Below are 17,337 nucleotides of genomic sequence, written 5' to 3' on the forward strand. Positions count from 1 at the left end.
TTAGCCGTTACCTAGCAAAAAACCGATTAAAACGGCACTTCCACCTGCATCATCACATCGCCTTCATACTTATCATGCCACCGATAATCAAAACGCATTCGTGGCTGTCCTGACTTTTTGTCACCAAAGCCAACACTTAACTGCAGGCCGTGACTCATTAGCCACTCCTCGGTACTCATATCATTAATTTTGTCTTCTAGCTCTGGTGGCATCCAGACACCAAAACCAAAATAATTAGAGGCAATACTTTGAGTTAACAATGGATCCGACTCTGATTTTAAGACCCAATCATCCCAATAGGATTCTGATGTCGAAGGCTCATCGCCAAGCCATTGCATAATCGCAAACCAAGGCCTTGTCGCATACTCCAACGTATCATCCATTGATAAACAGACGCCACTATTACTCGTTAAAACAACAGAATCAACACCTTGCTGGGGATATAACTGCTTATCAAAAAGGTCACATGCATTCACTCCAAAAGGAGAAATGAACAGCAATGACACTACTGCTTTCTTGAGGTTCATTCACTCGTTCCAGACACATCATTCTGCTATGTATTTTCTAATATACTGATAATTCTTTCAATAATTTAGCCACTTTTTGTGTGGTTAATCCTTCAATACTGGAAGCGTGAGCAAGTTTCGTACGTATATCGGTACTTCGCACTTTTACTTTTTCAGGGCAAGCTAGCAAATTCCAACGCAGTAAAATTTCATCCGCTTTATAAAACTGACTAAAACTTAATAAGTTATCAGGGCCAACGACAAACGTAAGTTCGCTATTCGGGTTCTGTTTTTCAAGAGCTTCAAGAACTGAAAAAGTAGTGACTGCTTGAGAGGGTTTTAATAACGCTTCTTCAACCAAACTGCGCTGAACGTTCACTCCTGATAGATCCTCAATAAACGCATCAACGAGCTGGCATCGAATTTTATAATCGAGCATCTCTTTGCCCCAAGCATGAGAGATACTAGGAATAAGCAATACCTGATCAAAATGCCCAAGCGACTCAATCACACTTTTATGCCCTAGGCTTGGTGGGTTAAATGCACTACCAAATACGGCTATTTTGCTCATTTTATCTCCTATCCTTTAATGAAAACTCTTTTCTCGGTTTTCTAACTCAATGTTTAAGGTATGATAATACTAAATAACCTGAATTCAGGTTAATAACAATTTGATTTTTATTGCTTGCAGGATAGGTACACTAATGGAACAGATAATTCGTGATGAAATGCGCGTGCTCCCGTCGATTGACCCACAATTTGAGATCACACGTCGCGTTGATTTTATAAAAACCAAGCTACAGCAGTCTGGCTGTAAGTCACTGGTACTGGGTATTAGTGGCGGTGTGGATTCAACAACGTGTGGTCGCTTAGCTCAAATCGCCGTCGATGAGCTTAACGAGCAATCATCAACAACTGACTACCAGTTCATTGCCGTTAGATTACCATATGGTGAGCAAAAAGATGAAGATGAAGCACAACTTGCGTTATCTTTTATCGAACCGACTCAGTCAGTTTCAGTCAACATCAAGCAAGGCGTTGATGGTATTCATGCAGCAACTCATACCGCTCTAGAAGGAACAGGGCTATTGCCACAAGATCAAGCTAAAATCGACTTTGTAAAAGGCAATGTTAAAGCACGCGCGCGCATGGTTGCTCAATACGAAATTGCTGGTTACGTTGGCGGTCTAGTACTTGGTACCGATCACTCTGCCGAAAACATCACTGGTTTCTACACTAAGTTTGGTGATGGTGCATGCGATTTAGCACCGCTTTTTGGATTAAATAAACGCCAAGTTCGTGAGCTAGCTGATACGTTAGGCGCACCTGAACTGCTAGTAAAAAAAGTACCTACAGCAGACTTGGAAGAACTTGATCCACAAAAAGCCGATGAAGCTGCGCTAGGGCTCACCTACGACCAAATTGATGACTTTTTGGAAGGCAAAGAAGTGAGTAAAGAAGCGTCTGATCGTTTGGTTCATATCTATACGGTAACGCAGCATAAGCGTCTGCCAATTCCTACCATTTATGACTAAATCACTAATGAAGGACGGTAAAGGCTGATTATCAGTATTTACCAAGAATTGATCTAAAAAAACCTTGCTAGTAAGCAAGGTTTTTATTTGGATATACAATACGAGTCAATAATAAATTCGCTTTGCCTGCCCTCTGCATCGTAGATAACGTTAATGGGAAACTGCTGGATATTCATGCTGTAGTTTAATTTAGAACCTTTACCAATCGTGCTGGACATGCGATTACCTGAACCAGAAAGCAATTGTACCTTTCCTGACGAATCACTCGTGGTAAAAAGTAACCGAATAAGAGAGTCTTGCGCACTGCAAGTTATAGAAAGGCCTCTATGTTCAATCATAGATTCACTTCCTGAAGAGGTTGTTGAGACGAATAAAGCGGCGCAGAGCACCGCTTTGATATAAACGTTCATCTAGTATAACTACTTCTGAACAATTTGAATTGCATTAGCATTAGAGTTAGTTAGCGATACATTAGCAAAATCATTGTCAGACTGTCTTATATAAATGCCTTTAGTACCTGCTAAAGCATTATCACCAACATTCATAGCAGAACCAGATAAGTGCACTGTTGCTAATGCATTTGAACCAAATTGATCAATATCGATTTTGTTGTAATCCGATTCATTCAGAACATCCACAAATGCAGTATTACCAAAGCTCTGATCTAATGTAACGACATTCCCATCACTACTAGATACATGAACTAAAGCATAGTTACTGTCGTTTTGTTTGACTATAACAGAGTTTCCGTTACCAGTACCCTCGCTACCTGAGTGTTCTAGCAAGATAGCTGCGTCATTATTACTAGTCTGAGTAAGAGCAATAGTATTATTATTCGATTCGAATGCTCCTACCAAAGCAGCATTATTTTCACCTTGATTCACGCTCAGGTTATTATTGCTAGAGTATGATAGTCCAACGCCTGCGCCGTCCCAACCAGGTGCATTGAACTTGTTGTTTTGTTTTTGTACGATTGTAACTTTATTATTATCAGACTCATGCAACAAAATACCAGCGTCGTTGTTTTGACCTTGAGTAATTGAAATATCTCGATTAGAGTCAGAATTTATTAGGGCAACTCCTGCACGGTTAATATTGCTGTTTTGAGTGATCGCGACTTTTAAATTACTATCAGCACCGTTCATGTAAATAGTGGCTTCGTTTCCAACACCTGTTCCACTCTGTTTCACACTTACATTAGTATTATCGCTCGAGTCAATCATATCTATATTAGAGTAATCTCCAGTCGCTTGGGTTACAGCGATGGTGTTACCACCAGATTCTAGCCCCATAAACTCACTGGTAGACCCAGAGCCTTGCTGCTTGACGGTTATGCGATTCCCTACATCACTTCTAGTTCCATGCGGAGCATTAACACCGGTAGCTTCGATAGTCGATTTATTGTTGGTATTCTGATCAACAATGATGTAGTTACCATCGGCTTTTTTGAGATTGACTATAGAGTCATTATCGCTAGCCCTTTGAGTTACACTTACATTAACGTTCTCATCTGCGCCATTTAAATGCACAACAGAGTCATTATTTGAGCTAAACTGCTTAACCGTCACTACATTTTTATTACTGGTTTTATTTCCATTACCTTTCAATACAACAGCCGATGCATTACTGCTTCCTTGCTGATATACAGTCACTTTATTATTATCACTGTTAACGAGTTCAACAACCGACAGGTGGCTGTCTCCTGATACATTTCCACTATCTTGAGTAAGGGAAACGCTGTTACCATCAGATGCATCAGAAGCTTTAACTACAGCTCGATCACCAGCTTTGCTTTCTAAATCATTGCCATATTGGGTTGCGATTGCAGTTTCAATATCGCTATCCACTGTATAACCAATATTTGTCCCTGCCGCATATACACTACCAGATGCTAATGCTACCGTAATAGCGATGGCTAATTGCTTTTTCATAATAGACGTCCTTTTATTCTAAATAATTTTATGTTGGTTTTCAGTTACTGCTCAATACTGATGTTTCTTCTCATACTGCTTTCAATTACAAATGTCGCATCGCCTGACTGATTTATGCTGTAGTCAGAACCACCGAAATCGACAATTCTTGTATAATTACCACCATTTGACTGCGTCAAATTCACATTTCCTGAAGCACCAAGTTGATTTATATCTGCTTGGTTAAAATCACCTTCCTGGATTATGTATGCCTCGTGCCAATGCCCTAATTGCGTCAGACTTGCCTCATTCGCTCCATTTCTTTGCTCGATTACAGCGATATTTCCCCCGCCAACTTGATTCAAAAAAACTGAACTGCCTGATGCATTAGTCATAGACACTTTGGCTTTATTACTTGAAAAACCTGTTTGTTCTTGCCTAATAACAACCTGACTATTGTGTGTATTTTCTAGACTCACTTCTGCATAATTGTTATATGCGACATCAAGTTCAGAAAAACCATCTAGGTCTAAGTCACTGAATGTATCTGTTGTGTAATTAGGTGCCGCTGATACAACCCCAGACAAAAGCAAAGTGGCAGTTAAAGCAAGTGAGACAACTTTCACTGAATCTAACCTCATCACTTTCTCCCTGATACGTAGAGTTAACAATATTCTCAATGAACGACGAACATTATTAGATTTTGGTAAGCAATCAACAATAAACTTTGAATTGAATCTCAGGGGTAAATGATTTTCTTTTGATTGAATAACCAAATGCACATTTAATATAACGAGTTAGAATATAAATATAAAATTAGCACTAAAGTTTATATACAGAGTTGATTTTTCGATTGGAAAGTAACCTTATTACCACTTAGTATATTTGCCCCTTCTCTGACAGTCTCACAAATAAGAAATTAATGATGAACGGATAATATGGCGCTTTCTTGATTGATAAAAAACAAATATATAATTAGTATCTTCACCTTGAATAAAAAATATCTTAGGCTGTTTTTATACATGCTTATTTGGTGGCCAGTATGACAAAAAAAGTAGTAATGACATTAGCACTCTGTACTACTTTTATTAGTTTTATGGCGCAAGCAAGTAATAGTGTCCCTAGTAAGAACTTAGAACAGAGTACCCCTTTAGAAAATAGCCAAATGTTAGAAGATAAGAAAAGTACGTTTCAGAATTTTGATGAAGTATCAGGGCTTATTGTAGACAGAACCATGACAAGGCTCGGTGAGGATTTCTACTTTTTTTTCTCTCAAAAATTAAACGATAGATACGAAAATTTGAACGAAAACTTCGAGGTGCGAGAAAGACCCACAGCGCTTTCTGGAAGCATCGTGGGGGTTTATCACTCTAGAAAACCGATTTACAGAGCAGCACTATCACCAGGGCGTAGGCAAGCTCAGGAAAAAGCTGATGAGGCTGTGAATGCTGTCAGTGACTATATCATTCGATGGCAGGCTGAGAGGTTATTTCAAGATACTTTTGATCTGGAACACGATGAATTTTAAGTGTAGAGGCAAGAATGAAAACCAAAATTGTAATAAGTTTACTCCTATATTTGACCCCTTTCGTAAACGCGTCCGAGATGATTTACACACCGAATAATCCTAGTTTCGGTGGCTACTCGGGAAACAGCTCTCATCTATTAGGTGTGGCCAACGCGATCAACGATTATAAAGCACCAGTCAGTAGTAGTGCGTTCGAAGAAGAGTCAGCAATCGACCGGCTAGCATCTAGTTTGGAATCTCGACTAATAAGCCAGTTATTGGCAGATATAGGGACAGGGAATACAACGGGGAACCTAGTGACCGAAGCCTTCACTCTAAATGTACAAGAAGAAGGATCCGGACTTGCCGTTATTATCATTGATAATGAAACGGGTGAGTCCACAAAAATTAATGTCAGTGGACTAAACCCTGACTTATAAGTAATACAAGGAAGTACGATGAACAGACTAGTTTTATTAGTCACATTGTTAATTTTAGCAGGGTGTTCTAATTCATTAAGTGTACCAGAGGCAGATGAGGCCCCTCGCCTAATGCCACGTGGGGCAACTTACTCCGATCTTATTGCTTTACCCAAACCCAAAGGCCGAATTCTAGTTTCTGTCTATGATTTCAGAGATCAAACAGGGCAATACAAACCTTCGCCAAACAGTAACTTCTCAACCGCTGTTCCACAAGGCGGTACGGCACTGCTAACAACTTCGCTTCTGGATTCAAGCTGGTTTACTCCTCTGGAACGTGAGGGGCTTCAGAATCTACTAACAGAAAGAAAAATCATCAGGGCTGCACAGAAAAAAGATCAGTCCGTCTCTAATCACGGTGCTGACCTTCCCTCTCTAAGTTCTGCGAATGTCGTAATTGAGGGCGGTATTGTTGCCTACGATTCTAACGTAAAAACAGGTGGCTTTGGGGCCCGTTATTTAGGTATAGGAGGGGCGACAGAGTATCGAAGTGACATGGTTACCGTGAATTTAAGAGTCGTCGATGTTCGTACCGGACAAATCCTACTAAGTGTCACAACCAGCAAAACGATCTTGTCTATGCAAGTCACTGGCGATGTATTTCGATTTGTCGATTATAAAGATCTATTAGAGGTTGAGGCGGGCTATACTAATAATGAGCCTGTTAATGTAGCGGTGATGTCTGCTATTGATGCGTCGGTTATTCACTTAGTCATAGAAGGGATAGAACGAGGGATGTGGCAACCGGCCAATCTCGAAGAGTTAAATAGTCCAATTATTGAAAAATATGCACAAGAGAAGCACCATATTTTGTAGATGATTCGTTGTCATTTCCTGACTATGAGACGGATAAATACAAATAAAAAATCCCTTAATTGAATTAAGGGATTTTTTGGTTTAGAACAACCAATTTAAACAAACTCTTCGAAGCCTATATTTTCTCTCGCCCAAATTAGTGCTTGAAGCCTATTTTTCACGTTTATTTTTTTGAACACATTATGTAAATGCGTTTTAACCGTATTTTCACTAACAAATAGCTTGTCAGCAATTTCTACATTGGTATCGCCATTACCTAATAGTTTTATAATTTGCTGCTCTCTTTTAGTTAGCTTGCTGTATGAATTACTGGTCTTGAAACTTGCACTTTTTCTATAGTGAAGAATGTATTCCTGTGCTAGCTTGCGACTTAACCATAACTCCCCGTGTAAGATTTTACCTATGCCCTGGGCCAGTAGATTAATGTCATCAATGTTATAAAAAACCCCCACCAGATTGGTCCAATGCACAAGGTCAGAATACTGACAAGACTTATCACAGTTAATTAATGCTTCAACACTGTTTGGAAAGTAGTTCTCTCGGCATGTACCGTATATTTCAATTTTATCTTTAGTGCAGACGCTCATATCAATGATAACAAGCTCGCTTACATGACGCCCTTTCAAAAAAAGAGACTCAGATAGGGTGTTAATGGAAATAACATCGATATCCGTATCGAGTAACTTTTCTAAAGCGTCTTTCAATAATGAAGATTGAAGACTATTCTCAGTTATGAGTGTAATAGTCTCATAGACTTTTTTAATATTTTTCATAACGCCACTGATTTATTATGTACTTCATAGACAACTCATTCTCTCAACAGAGAATAACGTCAAATTTAAAATAGTGGGAACAAATGTCAAGTAACGGAGATCTAAGTTCTTTATCACTAGAAACTCTACCGGGTAGCATGCATTACATTTCAATCAGTTACGAACAGTTCTCATTCTTAAGATTGATATAATTATTTTTTATTAATAGAATGATCTTAAGGTTAATACTAAAGTTTAAGAGTTCTCCATCCAAAGCTCAGTCATATTATTCTTTCGACGACCCTACCTTGAGTAAGACCGTTAAAAACCTCACATCTAATTACCCATACGTATTTACAAAGAAATACAAGGTAATAGCGCAACTCGAGAGAGCAACAAAGTTTCGAATATAGATCGCAGGGATCTGCCTTGATACCCTAGCAGCAACATAACCACCAACTAGTGAACCCAGTAACACCACCCCACCGCGCTGCCAATCAATCATATCTTCATAGATAAATATCACAATGGCAGACATTGAGACGCACGAAGATATGACAAGTTTTAGCCCGTTCATCTGGTGAATATTTTGATAGCCAGCAAGTACAAGATAACTCAACGCAACAACGCCTAAACCTGCGTTAAAAAAGCCCCCATAAGCAGACACCAATAACAAAAGCAGAGCTAAAGAGATTGAAGCCATACGACCAAGACTACGCCCCTTTGGCATGACACTAAGGATAGTTTGTTGAAGCCGTTGGCCAAAAATGAATAAGAACGTGGCAAAAGCCAATAGCCAAGGGATCGAGACTAAAAATGTACTGTCTGGGATACTTAATAGTAATAGAGCACCAATAATGCCGCCTAACGAGCTAAGCAAAACAATTTTCATTAGATTCTTATCATTAGAAAACTCATGACGGAAACCGTAGGCACCGCTCAAATAGCCGGCACTGACAGCAAAAGTATTGGTCGCATTGGCGGCAACAGGCGGGACACCAAACGCAAGTAAGGTAGGAAAAGTAATAAAGCTCCCCCCACCAGCTACAGAATTTAATATTCCACCAAATACACCTGCAGAGAACAGTACTATCCACTCGATCGCCATTAACACTCCTTGTTTAAGGCCACATACTCAAGTTCTTGAAGATACACGTATTAGTATAAAATGTAACCTTCCTCTTACACATCATTGGTCTATTATTCGTTTCGACCTAAAACAAAAAGATCCCGTATTGGGATCTTTTTACTGTCAGTTTAAAAGGATCTGAAGTTCAGTGTATTCAATACGACTAACCACCATACCCAAGAACTAACTGTGGTAGCAATAGAGTAAACTGAGGGAATACTGCAACCAATATTAGAACTACAAACAATGGTACAAGCAGCGGAATCACACCCTTCGTTAATGTATGGAAAGGAATGTTACCTACTTTCGAAACCACATATAGCGCCATACCCATTGGAGGAGTAAGAATACCAATCATTAGATTCAAGATTGCCATTACACCAAAGTGAACAGGATCAATCCCCATAGCAGTCGCAACTGGCACCAAGAAAGGAACCAATAACAGTAGCAGTGCTAAAGACTCAATGAATGTGCCAAGGAATAGCAACAGCAAGTTTATCAACAGCAACAGTACCAACGGGTTGTCACTGATCGTTAAGAAGAAATCAGCAAGCATTTGTGGCAATTGTGCTCTCGCAACAATCCAACCAAAGACGGTCACACCCATAACCATCAAACCAACCACCGCCGTCGTATTTACAGTTTCTTTTAAGATGCCAACGAAACTTGATAGCGTTAATTGTTTGTAAACCAGCGTGCCTAAGAACAGTGCATATAGCGATGACACAACCGCTGCTTCAGTCGGTGTAAATTTACCTGAGAAAATACCACCAATAATGATGATCGGCGTTAGTAATGATAAAAACGCTTCTTTAAATGACTTAAATTGCTCTCTGCGTGTCGCACGGGGTAGTGTCATATAGCCGCGTTTTTTACAGATATAGTAACTCATCAACATCAACGCTATGCAGCACATGATACCGGGTACTGCACCCGCTAAAAAGAGTGCACCAATTGATGTACCAGACACAACACCGTAGATGACTAAAGGAACCGATGGAGGAACGAGTGGACCAATAATACAAGATGCCGCCGTAAGCCCGCCTGCAAAATCATCATCATAACCTGCATCACGCATCGACTTAATTTCAAGCTGCCCAAGGCCACCAGCATCCGCTAACGCAGAGCCTGACATGCCAGAAAAGAGCAAGCTTGCCATAATATTCACATGGCCAAGACTACCGGTAATGTGCCCTACCATGGACTTAGCAAAGTTAAAAATACGCTCTGTAATACCGGCACTGTTCATCAGATGTCCAGTTAATACAAAGAAAGGGACTGCCAGTAAAGTGAAATTATTAAGGCCATCGACCATTTGCTGAGCAGCAAAATTAATTCCCGTACTGCCCGTTAAAACTAAAAAAAGCAACGCGACGAAAATTAGAGAGAAGCCAACTGGCATGCCTGCAAAGAGCAGCGCCAACCAGCCAAATATTGAACCAACCATGAGATAATACCTTTAAGCTGCGTGAGTTGAATTAATGTCTTGTGTTTGCTCGACAACCTTAAACTCTTTGACAATACCAATGAGTTTCTGGGTCTGACGAAGAACCATAAAGACACCACCAACAGGTAAACTGTAATTGAGCCAACTCGCTGAAACTCCAAGCGTAATCAGTTCGAAAAACGCGGTGCGCTGAACGTGTTGGTAACCAAGGTAAATGATGGCAAATATTGAAATTAGAACAGCTATTTCCAGAGTAAGTACCAAAGCTAGACGAACTTTCCTAGGTAACATATCTGAGAAAAAAGTTATGTTTACATGGGATTCGGTTTTGATGGCTAGTGCCCCGCCAATCAATACCATGTACATGAAAAGTACTCTCGCTAACTCTTCGCTCCATAATGAAGGAGCGTTAAATAGCCATCGAGTAACGATTTGCCACGTTAGTACGACAAGTAACGCAGCCATTAACGGGACAGTGATGATCTCTTCTATCGAGTCAAATATTTTACGTAACATCTTAAACTCCTAGGCTGACCCAAAGGCCAGCCTAATCGACTACTACATTGAAGCCAGTTTATTTATCACTGGTTGTCCCAATTTCTCATCAAACTCTTTATAAAGTGGCTTCATCGCATCTCTAAATGGACCTAAGTCTGGCTGAGTTACCGTGACACCATTTTTTTCAAAGAACGACACCAACTCTGCTTCTTGCTTTTTAACAGACTGAGTATGAGCGTTACCTGCCTTCTCTACGGCTTGTTGCACAAGGCTACGCTGCTTATCTGATAGCGTTTCCCAAGTTGTATTAGAGAACAGCACCATTTGGTCATTTACAATATGATTGGTTAACGCTAGGTTTTCCTGAACTTCAAAGAACTTCATCGTCTTGATAGTAGGAAGAGGGTTCTCTTGCCCGTCAACTGCATTCGTTTGCAGTGCTAAATACACTTCAGAAAAGGCCATTGGCGTTGGAGATGCGCCAGAAAGTTTCGCGTAGTTTAGATTAGGTTTTGCGTTTGGAACGCGAAGCTTAAGCCCTTCAAAGTCATCAATCGTATTAAGTGGGCGATTCGAGGTCGTTTGACGTGTACCGTTATACCAAGTGTCTAGAGCACGCCAATTAAACTTGGTTAGCATCTCTTGTTTAATATCTTCACCAAATGAAGAATCAAAGATTCGACGAATATGCTCAAAGTCTTTGACGACATATGGCAGACCAACCGCTTCTGCACGTGGGATCCACAAGCCTACACGAGCAAATTCAGCATAAGTGATATCTAGGTCACCCATCGAGAGTTGCTGTAGCATTGCACGGTCATCACCCAACTGTGCGCCAGGGTAAATAGAGACCTTAATGTCCCCGCCACTTATCTTTTCTAGTGTGTCAGCCAAGTATTTTGCAGATGTATACTCGACAGAACCTACTGAAGCTTGCATGCCCATTTTAAGTGTTGTCGTAGCATGAGCAGATAGCGAAAGACCTGCAACCATGAGTGCGATGGTCATTTTATTTAAGTTTTTCATAACAATCCTTCTGTTTCATTTTATTAGCTCATCATGGCTAATTTATATTAAATATCACTTTTCAGAACAGGGTAAAGAAATCCTTCATTTACATTCTCGCTTATTGGAGTTTTATTTCAAACCTTAATGAATCAATCTGTGATCATAAGCAACAATTTATATAAATTCGATATCTCATATCTTCCTTGTATATATGTAAATCAAAAGAAAGACCCAGAGGCGCCAACCTAAGCACTTGTAAAGCAAAGGGAAAACACAGATCAATATGAAGACATAAAAATACAATAGTTTATCGAACCATAAAAAAAGGCCTTCTTGAATTTAATCAAGAAGACCTGGACAAAATAGCCATTCTATTAATTACATAGCAATAGGGGGCATTTAATTAATAAATACCTAAGGGTTAACTAGGTTACTAATTTAATTAAATGAATTCAGCAGAACGCATTTTATTAATAACCGTATCTTTCTGTTCTTGAGTTAAAGGTAATAGCGGTAATCGCGCATCACCGGCGTTGATATCATGTAATGCCATGGCTGCTTTGCCCGCAGAGACACCGCCAAATTCTACCAACACACGAATTAGTGCAATAACATTATCCATTTTGCTGATGACGATATCATGCTGGCCTGCTTCAAATGCTTCAATAATTGAATTGAAGTGTTTCGCTGCATAGTTATAAGTGCTACCTACCGCACTTTTTGCACCTACCGCTAACGCACCGGGTAGAAACTCATCAACGCCCCATGGAATATCAAATTTACCATCGCACGCACGTAAACAGCGTTGATATTCGTACAAGTCACCACTATTAAACTTAAGGCCAGATAAGTTAGGAATGCGTTTATCTGCAGCAATTAAGAACTCTTCCATATTGACGTTTACGCCAGACATACCTGAATGGTAATAGTAGAAACCTTTTGAAGGCGCTGCGGCGGCTACGGTAGCACAGTACTCAACCAGTTCATTGACGCTGCCCGGCTTGAAAAAACATGGGCCAATAGCCGATGTCGCTAGGATATCAAGTGTGTCTGCGTGTTTAGTCAGCTCTAGTGTATCTACAATGCTAAGAGCACCTGTATGAACAATGATATCAAGCTTCCCTTGAGTCGCCATCACCCAACGTTCGGCAATTAGCTTGCGCTCTTCAACGCTACAATGAATACCCTCACCTGTCGTACCACAAATATAGATGCCTTTTACGCCATCCTGAATAAGGTGTGAAGCGATCTTATCAATCTCTTCAAAGTTAACCTTGTTATCCGCACTAAATGGAGTGTGTGGTGCTGCAATTAGACCCGTTAGTTTTTTCATGCTTGCCTCAGTCTGTACAAGTGTACATTTATTAATGAAGATTAACTTCATAAATCCAATACCAAATGGAGTAACACTATATTATGGAGTGAAGTTTCACTATTCAATAAAAACTGTCATGTCGTAGAGCAAAAATGTGACATCGGTATGAATTCATGTATGCATGAACATCTTGAATCGATTATTCAAACAGGACTTAGTTATGAGAAATAATTATGGAGCTTAACTTCAAATCATGATCTTATTGTGTGAGAATGCATATAACCAACGTTTAACGTCGAGTAAATTCAATATGCCACAAATTCGAGCAGGCAATATCATTGATACTATGGGCAGCCTTTATAATAGCCTTACACCATCATCAAAGCGTATTGCAGACTATGTCGCATCCAATCCTGATAAAATCAGCACGCTATCTATCGCTGAGCTGTCTATTGAGGTTAATGCTGGCGATGCAACTATCATCCGCTTTTGTCGAACGTTAGGCTTTAGTGGTTATCAAGATTTTAAATTGCAACTCGCTATTGAAGTATCTACAACACAAGCTGCTGAGCCGACAATATTGGATACCGACGTTACTGAAGAAGATAGTGCAGAAATCATTGGTAGAAAGCTGCAATCCTCCATTGACCAAGTGCTGTCTGAAACTCTTAACTTATTGAACTTCTCACAATTGGCTAAGGCTGCTGAACAAGTAAAAAATGGCAAAGCCATATATTTCTTTGGCGTAGGCTCTTCCGGTATTTCTGCGGAAAGTGCTAAGTACAAGTTTATGCGCATCGGCTTAAATGTAGATGCCTATATAAACAACCACTTTATGTACATCAAAGCATCACTGTTACAGCCAGGAGATGTTGCGATTGGTATAAGCCACTCGGGGGATTCGGTTGAGACAACCAAATCACTTAAACTTGCAAAAGAGAATGGTGCCACAACGATTGCAATCACTCATAACCCTCGGTCCGCTATTACTAAATATGCTGATAGTGTTTTAGTGAATGGGAACCGCCAAGGGCAGTTGCAAGGCGATTCCATTGGGACAAAAATCTCACAGCTATTTGTGCTCGATCTGATGTATGCGCTATTAGTGCAAAAAGACATGTCTGGTACTCATGACATCAAGCTTAAAACGACAGAAGCTTTAGGTTAACAACTTTACCTTTGTTCCAAATCGACGAAAGCCAGTTAATCATTTAACTGGCTTTTTCTTTTATGTCTGAGCTTCTATTTTTTACAAAGATTCTAGATTATACAAATACTCTGTTGGCCGATAATACCGAGTCTAATTTTGATAAACGTGCTTACCCATTTGAATAGTCGTTTTCACATTTAGTTCATCATCTAGAAAAACCAGATTCGCTTTATACCCTTTTTCTAGCTTTCCATACTGGTCATCAACACCAATAGATTTAGCAGGATAAAGAGACGCCATATTTAGCGCTTCAGATATGGGCACATCCGCATGTTTAACTAGGTTGCGAATACTTTGGCTCATGGTTATAGCCGCGCCAGCAATCGTTCCATCTTCGTAATGACACTTACCTTCAGTCACATAAGCCTGCAAGCCTGCCATATCAAAGTGAGTTAAATCAGTACCTGCTGGTGCTACAGCATCCGTCACCAAAAATAATTTATCACCAAGCAATTCACGGGCAATTTTTAGTGACGTGTAATCAACATGAATCCCATCAGCAATAATCCCTGCATACGGTTTTTGATTAAATACATAACCTACAGCCCCAGGTTCTCTATTGGTTAGCGGTGACATCGCATTGTATAAATGTGTTGCCATACCAATCCCAGTTTTCGCTGAAATCTGCTCATAGCTCGCGTCAGTGTGGCCCATAGAAACTGTTATCGACGATTCAGTTAGAAGATCAAGTACCGTCTGATCCACATTCTCAGGAGCAACAGTTAAGACCTTAATATATTGTTGATTATCAGATAAGTACTGAGCCGTTTTCATATCGAGTTCTCGAATATACTTTTCTTGGTGCGCACCTTTACGCTCTACACTAATAAATGGGCCCTCTAAATGCAGCCCAAGCACTCCCTGCTGATCGGCTGAATCCAACTCAGCCATTAGATCAATCGCTTGTCTCATATGATCGGCCTGGCTGGTAATCAAAGTAGGTAGATACTGCGTTGTACCATACTGCACATTGGTAGCATTCATGATATTTAAAGTTTCAAGTGAAATATCAGTATTAAACAACACGCCACCACAACCATTCAGTTGAAGGTCAATAAACCCGGGGCTAACCAGTTGGTGTTCGGCATCAATAAGGTCATTGGGAAGAGAGTCGAATGTCGATCTATCACCGATAGCGACGATCGTATCGCCCTCAATCACGATAACCTGATTATCTAGCCTCTGACCATTTTGGAAGAGACTGGCATTCTCTATCGCATAGCGAAGGATGTTCTTTCGTTGAGCTGTACTTTGGGAGCCTATTTCCATACTGACACCTTAATTTTATTATTTGAAGTTATACTCCATACAATTTCTCATAGTTTATTTTTATGAGCAAGCTGAATTCACCAATCGCTTTAATAGCTTCTGCCTAATCTGGTTAGAGTCTCGATTATTACTAACAATAAAGTGAGAGCAGGATCGCCATTTTAATCAAAACAGTTTGAAGTTATACTCCAAAAACAAAATAATGGAGCAATACTAAGTTGCTAGATGTAGTTTACGGAGTTTAACTCACATGAATAAGAACAATTTTCCACTTCTCGATAAACTAGCACACGGATTTGTGTCTTCATGCCAACCTGTTGATGGTGGCCCTATGGATAAACCTTCAATTGTTGCAGCAATGGCAGCAGCCAGCATTGCAGGAGGGGCTTCAGGACTCAGAATTGAAGGTGTTGAAAACCTTAAAGCCGTACGCCCGTTAGTCTCTGTACCGATTATCGGCATTATTAAGCGCGATCTTATTGATTCAGATGTTCGTATTACTCCTTTCATTGAAGACGTAATTGCTCTGAAAGAAGCAGGCGCTGACATCATTGCCATTGATGCGACTAACCGTGCAAGACCGACTGAAGTAACGACGCTGGTTGATAAAATTCATGAGCTAGGCTGTTTGGTAATGGCCGACTGCTCTAACTATGATGAAGGAATGGCCGCTTTTAAACTCGATGTAGAAATCATCGGTACGACAATGTCTGGTTACGTTTCAGGGTCAGTACCCACAGAGCCTGACTTTCCTTTCATCACTCGCTTAGCTGAACAAGGTTGCTTTGTCATGGCGGAAGGTCGTTTCAATTCACCGGAGTTGGCGGGCGCAGCGATCAAGGCTGGCGCCTCTTGTGTAACGGTTGGTTCTGCGATAACACGCGTTGAACATATCTGCCAATGGTTTGATAATGCTGTACGTAATGCAAAAACAGATGACGCTATACCCGAAAATATGGAGGCAATTGCATGAAAACCTGTCTAGCTGTCGATATTGGTGGAACAAAAATCGCTGCGGCTTTAATTCAGTCAGGTCAGATTTTAAAGCTCAAGCAATTAGCAACGCCTTCATCTGATAATCCTGATGAGTTAACAAGAGCGCTTCGTGAACTTGTTACTCCTTTATACGAGCAAGCTGATTATCTCGCTGTGGCTTCAACTGGCATCATTGACGAAGGTATCTTAACCGCACTTAACCCAAACAACCTAGGCGGACTAAACCAGTATCCAATCGCAGAAGTGTTTGAACACCTCTGCCATAGACCTGTCATGGTTATTAATGATGCTCAGGCGGCAGCATGGGCAGAATATCAACTACTTGACTCTATGCCGAGCTCGATGGGGTTTATCACCGTTTCGACAGGGGTTGGCGCGGGCTTTGTTATCAATGAAGAACTGGTTACAGGCCTACATGGTATTGCAGGTCATGCTGGGCATACATTGGCAGATCCTAATGGCCCAATGTGTGGCTGCGGACGACAAGGTTGTGTTGAAAGTATCGCCTCAGGAACCGCAATCGGTAAAGCGGGACAACTTTATTTTGGTGACGAGTGTACTGGAGAGATGGTTTTCACGCAGTACCTTGATGGAGATAGCCATGCAAAAGATATCGTTGAAAATGCCGCTAAAACCATTGCGAATCTCGTTGCTGACTTGAAGATCTCACTTGATCTACAAGTGATTTGCCTCGGAGGTAGTGTCGGCTTGGCTCCCAAGTTCCTGTCACTTGTTCAACATTATCTAAAACAGCTTCCACCAGCCTATCAAATAGAAGTCATTCATGCTCACAGTGGTGCAAACGCAGGTCTTATTGGTGTCGCATCTTGGGCAGAACATTTTTTTCAACAGACTGATTTATAGAATCTATTTCTCCACACATCTTAATAAATAATAACAACACTTAATAAAACAGTGGGCACTGATGTGCCTTCAATAACCATAATTTAACCCTACAGA

General features: G+C 40.4%; 19 protein-coding genes. 7 read left to right on the plus strand and 12 right to left on the minus strand.

Going from position 1 to position 17,337, the window contains the following annotated elements:
* Window positions 1-26: 26 nt before the first annotated feature.
* Window positions 27-527, minus strand: coding sequence for a hypothetical protein (locus L4D20_RS20560; RefSeq protein WP_428803461.1), 501 nt, complete (start codon window positions 525-527; stop codon window positions 27-29).
* 37 nt (window positions 528-564) lie between these two features.
* Window positions 565-1,077, minus strand: a complete 513-nt coding sequence (locus tag L4D20_RS20565; RefSeq protein ID WP_428803462.1) for a nicotinate-nicotinamide nucleotide adenylyltransferase — start codon at window positions 1,075-1,077, stop codon at window positions 565-567.
* A 133-nt stretch (window positions 1,078-1,210) separates the two neighbouring features.
* Here L4D20_RS20565 and nadE point away from each other — a divergent pair, with 133 nt between their 5' ends.
* Window positions 1,211-2,041, plus strand: coding sequence for an NAD(+) synthase (gene nadE, locus L4D20_RS20570; protein WP_428803463.1), 831 nt, complete (start codon window positions 1,211-1,213; stop codon window positions 2,039-2,041).
* A gap of 83 nt (window positions 2,042-2,124) precedes the next feature.
* Here nadE and L4D20_RS20575 read toward each other — a convergent pair whose 3' ends face one another.
* From L4D20_RS20575 to L4D20_RS20585, 3 genes are read right to left on the minus strand one after another with little or no spacing between them, the layout of a single operon-like run.
* Window positions 2,125-2,451 (minus strand): hypothetical protein, encoded by a 327-nt coding sequence (locus L4D20_RS20575; protein WP_428803464.1) that lies wholly within the window; start codon window positions 2,449-2,451, stop codon window positions 2,125-2,127.
* Window positions 2,452-2,460: 9 nt separating this feature from the next.
* On the minus strand, window positions 2,461-3,972 hold the full coding sequence (locus L4D20_RS20580) for a hypothetical protein (RefSeq protein WP_428803465.1): 1,512 nt from the start codon (window positions 3,970-3,972) through the stop codon (window positions 2,461-2,463).
* A 44-nt stretch (window positions 3,973-4,016) separates the two neighbouring features.
* On the minus strand, window positions 4,017-4,592 hold the full coding sequence (locus tag L4D20_RS20585) for a hypothetical protein (RefSeq protein WP_428803466.1): 576 nt from the start codon (window positions 4,590-4,592) through the stop codon (window positions 4,017-4,019).
* 401 nt (window positions 4,593-4,993) lie between these two features.
* Between L4D20_RS20585 and L4D20_RS20590 the strand changes: the two genes are divergently transcribed.
* Genes L4D20_RS20590 through L4D20_RS20600 form a run of 3 tightly spaced genes read left to right on the plus strand, consistent with a single transcriptional unit; the run spans window position 4,994 to window position 6,753 of the window.
* Window positions 4,994-5,479: a curli production assembly/transport protein CsgE gene (locus L4D20_RS20590; protein ID WP_428803467.1), complete on the plus strand. Its 486-nt coding sequence runs from the start codon at window positions 4,994-4,996 to the stop codon at window positions 5,477-5,479.
* Between the two features lie 14 nt (window positions 5,480-5,493).
* Entirely contained in the window at window positions 5,494-5,898 is a 405-nt protein-coding gene (locus L4D20_RS20595; protein ID WP_428803468.1) for a curli assembly protein CsgF, read from the plus strand.
* Window positions 5,899-5,916: 18 nt separating this feature from the next.
* Window positions 5,917-6,753, plus strand: coding sequence for a CsgG/HfaB family protein (locus L4D20_RS20600; protein ID WP_428803469.1), 837 nt, complete (start codon window positions 5,917-5,919; stop codon window positions 6,751-6,753).
* Between the two features lie 95 nt (window positions 6,754-6,848).
* On the opposite strand, the gene L4D20_RS20605 is transcribed toward L4D20_RS20600, so the two are convergent.
* From L4D20_RS20605 to L4D20_RS20630, 6 genes are all read right to left on the minus strand, one after another.
* Entirely contained in the window at window positions 6,849-7,526 is a 678-nt protein-coding gene (locus L4D20_RS20605; RefSeq protein ID WP_428803470.1) for a LuxR C-terminal-related transcriptional regulator, read from the minus strand.
* A gap of 319 nt (window positions 7,527-7,845) precedes the next feature.
* Entirely contained in the window at window positions 7,846-8,613 is a 768-nt protein-coding gene (locus L4D20_RS20610) for a sulfite exporter TauE/SafE family protein (protein WP_428803471.1), read from the minus strand.
* 184 nt (window positions 8,614-8,797) lie between these two features.
* Window positions 8,798-10,081 (minus strand): TRAP transporter large permease, encoded by a 1,284-nt coding sequence (locus L4D20_RS20615; RefSeq protein WP_428803472.1) that lies wholly within the window; start codon window positions 10,079-10,081, stop codon window positions 8,798-8,800.
* A gap of 12 nt (window positions 10,082-10,093) precedes the next feature.
* Window positions 10,094-10,597: a TRAP transporter small permease gene (locus tag L4D20_RS20620; protein WP_428803473.1), complete on the minus strand. Its 504-nt coding sequence runs from the start codon at window positions 10,595-10,597 to the stop codon at window positions 10,094-10,096.
* Between the two features lie 42 nt (window positions 10,598-10,639).
* Window positions 10,640-11,605 carry a sialic acid TRAP transporter substrate-binding protein SiaP gene (locus L4D20_RS20625; protein ID WP_428803474.1) on the minus strand — a complete coding sequence of 322 codons (966 nt, stop codon included), beginning with the start codon at window positions 11,603-11,605 and terminating at the stop codon, window positions 10,640-10,642.
* Window positions 11,606-12,029: 424 nt separating this feature from the next.
* Window positions 12,030-12,920 carry a dihydrodipicolinate synthase family protein gene (locus L4D20_RS20630; RefSeq protein WP_428803475.1) on the minus strand — a complete coding sequence of 297 codons (891 nt, stop codon included), beginning with the start codon at window positions 12,918-12,920 and terminating at the stop codon, window positions 12,030-12,032.
* A gap of 292 nt (window positions 12,921-13,212) precedes the next feature.
* Between L4D20_RS20630 and L4D20_RS20635 the strand changes: the two genes are divergently transcribed.
* Window positions 13,213-14,070: a MurR/RpiR family transcriptional regulator gene (locus L4D20_RS20635; protein WP_428803476.1), complete on the plus strand. Its 858-nt coding sequence runs from the start codon at window positions 13,213-13,215 to the stop codon at window positions 14,068-14,070.
* A gap of 132 nt (window positions 14,071-14,202) precedes the next feature.
* Here L4D20_RS20635 and nagA read toward each other — a convergent pair whose 3' ends face one another.
* The gene (nagA, locus tag L4D20_RS20640) at window positions 14,203-15,381 is read right to left on the minus strand and encodes an N-acetylglucosamine-6-phosphate deacetylase (protein WP_428803477.1); all 1,179 of its coding nucleotides are present in this window, start codon (window positions 15,379-15,381) and stop codon (window positions 14,203-14,205) included.
* Between the two features lie 250 nt (window positions 15,382-15,631).
* Between nagA and L4D20_RS20645 the strand changes: the two genes are divergently transcribed.
* Both L4D20_RS20645 and L4D20_RS20650 read left to right on the plus strand, forming a co-directional pair.
* On the plus strand, window positions 15,632-16,354 hold the full coding sequence (locus L4D20_RS20645) for an N-acetylmannosamine-6-phosphate 2-epimerase (RefSeq protein WP_428803478.1): 723 nt from the start codon (window positions 15,632-15,634) through the stop codon (window positions 16,352-16,354).
* A complete protein-coding gene (locus L4D20_RS20650) occupies window positions 16,351-17,241 on the plus strand; it encodes an N-acetylmannosamine kinase (protein WP_428803479.1) in 891 nt (296 codons plus the stop codon). The genes L4D20_RS20645 and L4D20_RS20650 overlap by 4 nt, the downstream gene beginning before the upstream one ends.
* Window positions 17,242-17,337: the final 96 nt, after the last annotated feature.

Origin of the sequence: Vibrio kyushuensis, assembly GCF_050337325.1 — a bacterium.
Taxonomy (GTDB): domain Bacteria; phylum Pseudomonadota; class Gammaproteobacteria; order Enterobacterales; family Vibrionaceae; genus Vibrio; species Vibrio kyushuensis.

What these genes read in the sequence shown, in the direction of transcription:
- L4D20_RS20590 (WP_428803467.1), top strand. Translation starts at nt 4,994, where the DNA reads ATGACAAAAAAAGTAGTAATGACATTAGCACTCTGTACTACTTTTATT.
- L4D20_RS20605 (WP_428803470.1), bottom strand. Translation starts at nt 7,526, where the DNA reads ATGAAAAATATTAAAAAAGTCTATGAGACTATTACACTCATAACTGAG.
- L4D20_RS20600 (WP_428803469.1), top strand. Translation starts at nt 5,917, where the DNA reads ATGAACAGACTAGTTTTATTAGTCACATTGTTAATTTTAGCAGGGTGT.
- L4D20_RS20650 (WP_428803479.1), top strand. Translation starts at nt 16,351, where the DNA reads ATGAAAACCTGTCTAGCTGTCGATATTGGTGGAACAAAAATCGCTGCG.
- L4D20_RS20580 (WP_428803465.1), bottom strand. Translation starts at nt 3,972, where the DNA reads ATGAAAAAGCAATTAGCCATCGCTATTACGGTAGCATTAGCATCTGGT.
- L4D20_RS20615 (WP_428803472.1), bottom strand. Translation starts at nt 10,081, where the DNA reads ATGGTTGGTTCAATATTTGGCTGGTTGGCGCTGCTCTTTGCAGGCATG.
- L4D20_RS20560 (WP_428803461.1), bottom strand. Translation starts at nt 527, where the DNA reads ATGAACCTCAAGAAAGCAGTAGTGTCATTGCTGTTCATTTCTCCTTTT.
- L4D20_RS20575 (WP_428803464.1), bottom strand. Translation starts at nt 2,451, where the DNA reads ATGAACGTTTATATCAAAGCGGTGCTCTGCGCCGCTTTATTCGTCTCA.
- L4D20_RS20625 (WP_428803474.1), bottom strand. Translation starts at nt 11,605, where the DNA reads ATGAAAAACTTAAATAAAATGACCATCGCACTCATGGTTGCAGGTCTT.
- L4D20_RS20630 (WP_428803475.1), bottom strand. Translation starts at nt 12,920, where the DNA reads ATGAAAAAACTAACGGGTCTAATTGCAGCACCACACACTCCATTTAGT.
- L4D20_RS20620 (WP_428803473.1), bottom strand. Translation starts at nt 10,597, where the DNA reads ATGTTACGTAAAATATTTGACTCGATAGAAGAGATCATCACTGTCCCG.
- nagA (WP_428803477.1), bottom strand. Translation starts at nt 15,381, where the DNA reads ATGGAAATAGGCTCCCAAAGTACAGCTCAACGAAAGAACATCCTTCGC.
- nadE (WP_428803463.1), top strand. Translation starts at nt 1,211, where the DNA reads ATGGAACAGATAATTCGTGATGAAATGCGCGTGCTCCCGTCGATTGAC.
- L4D20_RS20595 (WP_428803468.1), top strand. Translation starts at nt 5,494, where the DNA reads ATGAAAACCAAAATTGTAATAAGTTTACTCCTATATTTGACCCCTTTC.
- L4D20_RS20645 (WP_428803478.1), top strand. Translation starts at nt 15,632, where the DNA reads ATGAATAAGAACAATTTTCCACTTCTCGATAAACTAGCACACGGATTT.
- L4D20_RS20585 (WP_428803466.1), bottom strand. Translation starts at nt 4,592, where the DNA reads ATGAGGTTAGATTCAGTGAAAGTTGTCTCACTTGCTTTAACTGCCACT.
- L4D20_RS20610 (WP_428803471.1), bottom strand. Translation starts at nt 8,613, where the DNA reads ATGGCGATCGAGTGGATAGTACTGTTCTCTGCAGGTGTATTTGGTGGA.
- L4D20_RS20635 (WP_428803476.1), top strand. Translation starts at nt 13,213, where the DNA reads ATGCCACAAATTCGAGCAGGCAATATCATTGATACTATGGGCAGCCTT.
- L4D20_RS20565 (WP_428803462.1), bottom strand. Translation starts at nt 1,077, where the DNA reads ATGAGCAAAATAGCCGTATTTGGTAGTGCATTTAACCCACCAAGCCTA.